The organism is Rhodopseudomonas sp. B29, assembly GCF_000333455.1.
Classification (GTDB): domain Bacteria; phylum Pseudomonadota; class Alphaproteobacteria; order Rhizobiales; family Xanthobacteraceae; genus Rhodopseudomonas.
This window is the reverse complement of record NZ_BADD01000049.1, coordinates 1-5,213: the sequence shown is the minus strand read 5'-3', so window position 1 is coordinate 5,213 and position 5,213 is coordinate 1. Positions and strand designations below refer to the sequence as shown.

At 63.9% G+C, this 5,213-nt stretch carries 5 protein-coding genes and 1 pseudogene; 5 read left to right on the top strand and 1 reads right to left on the bottom strand.

Going from position 1 to position 5,213, the window contains the following annotated elements; all coding sequences use genetic code 11:
- Both I5M_RS01505 and I5M_RS01500 read left to right on the top strand, forming a co-directional pair.
- Positions 1-209 (top strand): efflux RND transporter permease subunit (locus I5M_RS01505; protein ID WP_031334972.1); only part of this gene is annotated, 209 nt, incomplete at its 5' end.
- A gap of 82 nt (positions 210-291) precedes the next feature.
- Positions 292-723 (top strand): hypothetical protein, encoded by a 432-nt coding sequence (locus I5M_RS01500; protein ID WP_244431901.1) that lies wholly within the window; start codon positions 292-294, stop codon positions 721-723.
- Between the two features lie 150 nt (positions 724-873).
- Here the strand turns inward: I5M_RS01500 and I5M_RS01495 are convergent, their stop codons facing one another.
- On the bottom strand, positions 874-1,317 hold the full coding sequence (locus tag I5M_RS01495) for a MarR family winged helix-turn-helix transcriptional regulator (protein WP_022719782.1): 444 nt from the start codon (positions 1,315-1,317) through the stop codon (positions 874-876).
- Between the two features lie 155 nt (positions 1,318-1,472).
- Between I5M_RS01495 and I5M_RS01490 the strand changes: the two genes are divergently transcribed.
- The 3 genes and pseudogenes from I5M_RS01490 to I5M_RS01480 all read left to right on the top strand — a co-directional run.
- Positions 1,473-2,660: a substrate-binding domain-containing protein gene (locus I5M_RS01490; RefSeq protein WP_022719781.1), complete on the top strand. Its 1,188-nt coding sequence runs from the start codon at positions 1,473-1,475 to the stop codon at positions 2,658-2,660.
- Positions 2,661-2,820: 160 nt separating this feature from the next.
- A pseudogene (locus tag I5M_RS28990) lies at positions 2,821-4,334 on the top strand (amidase).
- Positions 4,335-4,369: 35 nt separating this feature from the next.
- On the top strand, positions 4,370-5,213 hold an 844-nt coding region (locus I5M_RS01480), incomplete at its 3' end, for a branched-chain amino acid ABC transporter permease (RefSeq protein ID WP_022719780.1).

The window sequence follows — 5,213 nt, the reverse complement described above, 5'->3', positions numbered from 1 at the left end:
CTGCGGTCGGCCTGCTGCCGGCGGCGCTGTCATCGGGTATCGGTTCGCAGGTGCAGAAGCCGCTGGCGATCGTGGTGGTGGCCGGCATGATGCTGGCGCCGGGCGTCATCCTGATCACGCTGCCGGTCCTGATCTCCTACTTCTCCAGGCGTCAATCTGGCTTTACACCGCCGCCTGCGCGGGTCTCGGAGCCGTCCACAGAATTGTGACCCTGCCGCTCCGGAAGGATCCGCAAGTAATGATCCGAGGGTGGGCCGCTTAGTAGTAGCAGCAGGCTCCGGGCAGCGCGGATTGCAGCAGAAAATCAACCCGCGGCGTCGTTACTTCGCATTGCGACGAGACGATGACGCCGTTCGCGTCAATTCGGCGCAAGCCTGGTTTGATATGCGTCAACGATGGTTGCGTGCGCTATGTGAAACTTCAATCATGGCTAGATTACTAGTTTACCGATGCCCTGAGAACGGTCTGATGACTCAGACTTGGCTCGCCGATGACGGCGAGGGCGATCGGCTGGCCTATGAAGCCGTGTATTGCTTGGCCTGCTCGAAGCAGCATTTCATCAGTGTCGCCACCGGCCGCTCGATGGGCGAGAGCGATGCTGCCGTCACGGTGACGCATGGTCCGATCTTTCCGCCCAATCAGCAGCGCCGCGACAGCGCAATCGCGGCGCAAGAGGCCGAGCGAGGTCGTTCGGCAGGGCGCAGTGAGGCCAAGGCACGTTGAGCGGAGACACGCTGAGCCGAGACACGCTGAGCCGACGAATTGCCGTTTCTCGGTGTTTCGTAGTCGTAAGCTGATCGTCCGGGGCGAAGCGAGCGGCCGCACGAATGGTCTCGGGACAGCTGCAATCGGCCTCACGCTGCGCTGCAGCGGTCAGGTGGCGCTGTCGATGAGGCTTTCGAGCAGTCGCTTCAGATCGGCAGTCGCCTTGTCGCCATAGCTCTTGGCGATGTGCGCTTCCTGATTCATCGCCAGCGTGTTGAGACGCTCGGTCAGCGCCTTGCCGCGGTCCGAACTGTACATCAGGACTTTCCGGCGATCGTCCGGGTCCTGCACGCGATACACCAGCGCGTCCGACACCATCCGGTCGATCATCTTGGTCAGGGTCGGATGATTGAGCAGCACCGCGTCTGCGAGTTCCCCCATCGAGTGCCCCTTGCGGTCGGACAGCACCTTGAGAATGCGCCATTGCTCGACAGGGACACCCTCGTCGCGCAGCCGCGCCTCGAGCTGCCGGTTGATCTCCCGGTTGGCTTGGGCCAGCAGATAGGCGAGATGTTCGGTGATCGGCGGATTGCGGCTGGGCGATTTGGCCACGGCTTGGACTTTTTTGCTCGGATTGGATGAATCAGAAGCGCGGATTGCTGCATCTATATGCACATCAATTCTTGAATATTCAATATTTTCAAATAGCATCCACCTTGTACGGGGTCAGACTTTCGCAAGGCTCCCCGTACCAGTCAGGAGAGGGCGTGCTTTCGGCTGTCGATCTGGGATGCGGGGGCGCAAGCGGCGCAGCGCCGCTCGGTTTGCTTGACGGGGCGTTTTCGCGCACAGGTGGCGCTTGGCTTGATGGAGCCGGCATCGGCCACGGTGCCGCGGCGCGGCGCGCCAACAACAAATTGCGGATCGCCAACTTCGTCACCTTCCAGGGCTCGGCCGGCGTCTGGGGTCCGCCTTCGGCCAATTCGGCGATTCTCGCCGCTGCCGAGATCAACAAGCGGGGCGGGATCCTCGGGCGCGAAATCGAACTGGTGATGTGCGATGCCGGCGAGCCGATCGACGATCTGGTCCGCCGACTTTCCCTCGCGGTGGAATTCGGCGACCTCGACCTGGTGATGGGCTCGCACATCAGCGCTGTTCGGGTCGCGCTACGCGGGGCGATCCGCGGCCGCATCCCTTACATCTACACGCCGCTCTACGAGGGCGGCGAGCGCACGCCGGGCGTAATGGCGATCGGCGAGACGCCGCGCTGGCAGAGCCGTCCGGCGATCGACTGGCTGACCCAGGTGAAGAAGGCGCAGCGCTGGTATCTGATCGGCAGCGACTATGTCTGGCCCTGGCAGTCGCATCGCGCCGTGAAGAAGTACATCACAGACGCCGGCGGACAGGTGGTCGGCGAGGAGTTCGTCCCGATCGGCGAGGATAATCACGAGAAGCATCTGGCCCGGATTCGCGCCGCGCGGCCGGACGTGGTGCTGATCTCGCTGATCGGCACCGACAGTATCACGTTCAACCGCTCGTTCGCCGAGGCCGGGCTTGCTGCGCGCATCCTGCGACTCGCGGGAGCGATGGACGAGACGGTGCTGCTCGGCATCGGCGCCGACAACACCGAGAATCTGTTCTGTGCATCGGGCTATTTCGGTTGCCACGATTCCAACGCCAACGACGAGTTTCGCGCCGCCTATCTGCGGGCGTTCGGTCCGACGGCACCGCCGATCGGCTCGGTGGGGCAGTCCAACTACGAAGGCCTGCGTTTCCTGGAAGCGATCGCCCAGAAAGCGCAGACGCTGGCGGTGCGTCCGCTGCTGCAGGCGGCGAAGAACGTCGTCTATCACGGCGCCCGCGGACCGGTGACGATTCGCGACGGCCGCTCGCGGATGACGATGCATCTGGCGGAAGCCGACGGTCTCGATTTCAAGCTGATACGCAGCTACTGAGCGTGCGCGAACGCTCGCTCGACCTGCTGCAAAATAATACTTGAAAAAGAAAATATTTCCGTATGTAGTACCTCGCGTGACGCGGCGGCCCCGCCACACCAGCAGCAGGTCGTTGTCGCGACCGCCGCCGCTGACCCGCCCCACGCGCAGGAGAAAAGCCTTGGCAGTTTCGCTTCCCACCCCGTTGCAGCTCCTCGACGTCGCCGAACAGTGCGGCTTGTCGCTGACCGATGAGGACGTCACCTCGTTCCGGGCGCTGATGCAGCCGTCGGTCGAGGCATACAACGTCGTCGCCGCGCTGCCGGATGAAGTGCCCCTCGTGCAATATCCGCGCACGCCGGGCTACACGCCCGGCCCCGACGAGAATCCGCGCAATGCCTGGTATCGCAAATCGAGCGTGAAGGGCGCCGCGTCCGGCAAGCTGAAGGGCAAGACGATCGCGCTGAAGGACAACATCATGCTGGCCGGCGTGCCGATGATGAACGGCTCCTCGACTCTCGAGGGCTACGTTCCGGACTTCGACGCCACGGTCGTTACGCGCATCCTTGATGCCGGCGGGGAGATCCTCGGCAAGACGCATTGCGAACATTTCTGTATGTCCGGCGGCAGCCACACCGGCTCCAACGGTCCGGTGCACAATCCCCACAAGATGGTTACTCCGCCGGCGGTTCGTCCTCTGGTAGCGCCGTGGTGGTCGCGCTCGGCGAGGCCGATATGGCGATGGGCGGCGACCAGGGCGGCTCGATCCGCATGCCGTCGTCGTTCAGCGGCACCTACGGCATGAAGCCGACCTGGGGGCTGGTGCCGTATACCGGCATCATGCCGATCGAAGTCTTCGTCGATCACACCGGTCCGATGACCGCCAATGTCGCCGACAACGCGCTGCTGCTTGAAGTCATCGCCGGCGACGATGGTTACGATCCGCGCATCCGCGCTCCCAAGGTGCACGAGTACACCAAGGCGCTCGGTCAGGGCATCAAAGGCATGAAGATCGGCATCGTGCGCGAGGGCTTTGAACAGCCCGGCGCCGAGCCTGCGGTGAACGAAAGCGTCCGCGAAGCCGCCAAGAAGCTGGCGAGCCTCGGCGCCACGGTCGAGGAGATCTCGATCCCGGCGCACAATCTCGCCGGCGCGGTGTGGATGCCGATCGGCACCGAGGGCATGACCCAGACCATGATGTTCGGCGACGGCTACGGGCTGAGCCGCCCGGATCTGTACTCGACCACGCTGATGAAGGCGCATCGCGGCTGGCGCGGCCAGGCGGACTCGCTGTCCGAAACCACCAAGATGATGTTGTTGTTCGGCACCTACATCAACAACACATTCGGTCCGCGCTACTATGGCAAGGCGCTCAACATCTCGCGTCGGATCTCCGCCGCCTACGACGCCGCGCTGGCGAAGTTCGATCTGTTGCTGATGCCGACGACGCCCATGAAGGCGACGCCGCTGCCGGCGCCGAACGCCGCGCGCGAAGAAATCATCGGCCGCGCCTTCGAGATGATCAGCAACACCGCGCCCTTCGACATCACCCATCATCCGGCGATGTCGATTCCGTGCGGCATGGTCGACGGCTTGCCGGTCGGCCTGATGCTGATCGGCAAGCACTTCGACGAGCCGACGATCTATCGCGCGGCGCATGCCTTCGAGCAGTCGGGCGACTGGAAGAAGATGTGAGCCAGCGTGTGACCCGCATCTGCCGGTAAGGTCGAATGGAAAACCTGCTCGTCGCCGTTTTCGAAATCCTGAGCTTCGGCGCCATCGTCGTTTTGGTGGTGCTGGGGCTCGGGATCATCGCCAGCATGATGGGGATCTTCAACTTCGCGCAGGGCGAGTTCGTGCTGCTCGGCGCCTACACCACCTATCTGGTCCACACCGCCGGCCTGCCGGTGTGGCTCGGTATGTTGGCCGCACCGTTCGTGGTCGGGGCGCTCGGCTTCGTGCTCGAGCGCCTGATCGTGAGACGATTCTATTCCGCGCCGATCGTCGCGATGCTCGGCACTTACGCGCTGGGCCTGATCATCCGCGAGATCGTTCGCGGCCTGATCGGCGGGCTCTATATTTCGGTGCCGGAGCCGATCGGCGGATCGATCACGATCGGCGCCGTGCACCTGTCAACCTGGCGGCTGGTGATCATCGTGATCACCGCGCTGGTGATGATCGCCAGCTATCTGTTGCTGTCGCGCACCTCGTTTGGTCTTCGCGTCCGGGCCTCGCTGGAAAATCCGGCGCTGGCCCGAGCCTCCGGCATCTCCACCAACGCGATCTACGGCGCCACCTTCGCGTTCGGCGCGGCGCTTGCGGGTCTCGCCGGCGCGCTGATCGTGCCGGTGTTCTCGCTGTTCGCCGATCTCGGCCTGCGTTTCCTGATCCAGGGTTTCGTCGCCGTGATGGTCGGAGGCATCGGTTCGTTCGCGGGCCCGGTTGCCGGTGCCGGCATCATCGGCACGCTGTCCGCGGCGCTGCCCTGGGTGATTCAGCCCGTGATCGCAGACGTCCTCGTCTTCGTGCTTGCCATCGTCTTCATCAAGTTCCGGCCTCAGGGCCTCGTATCGG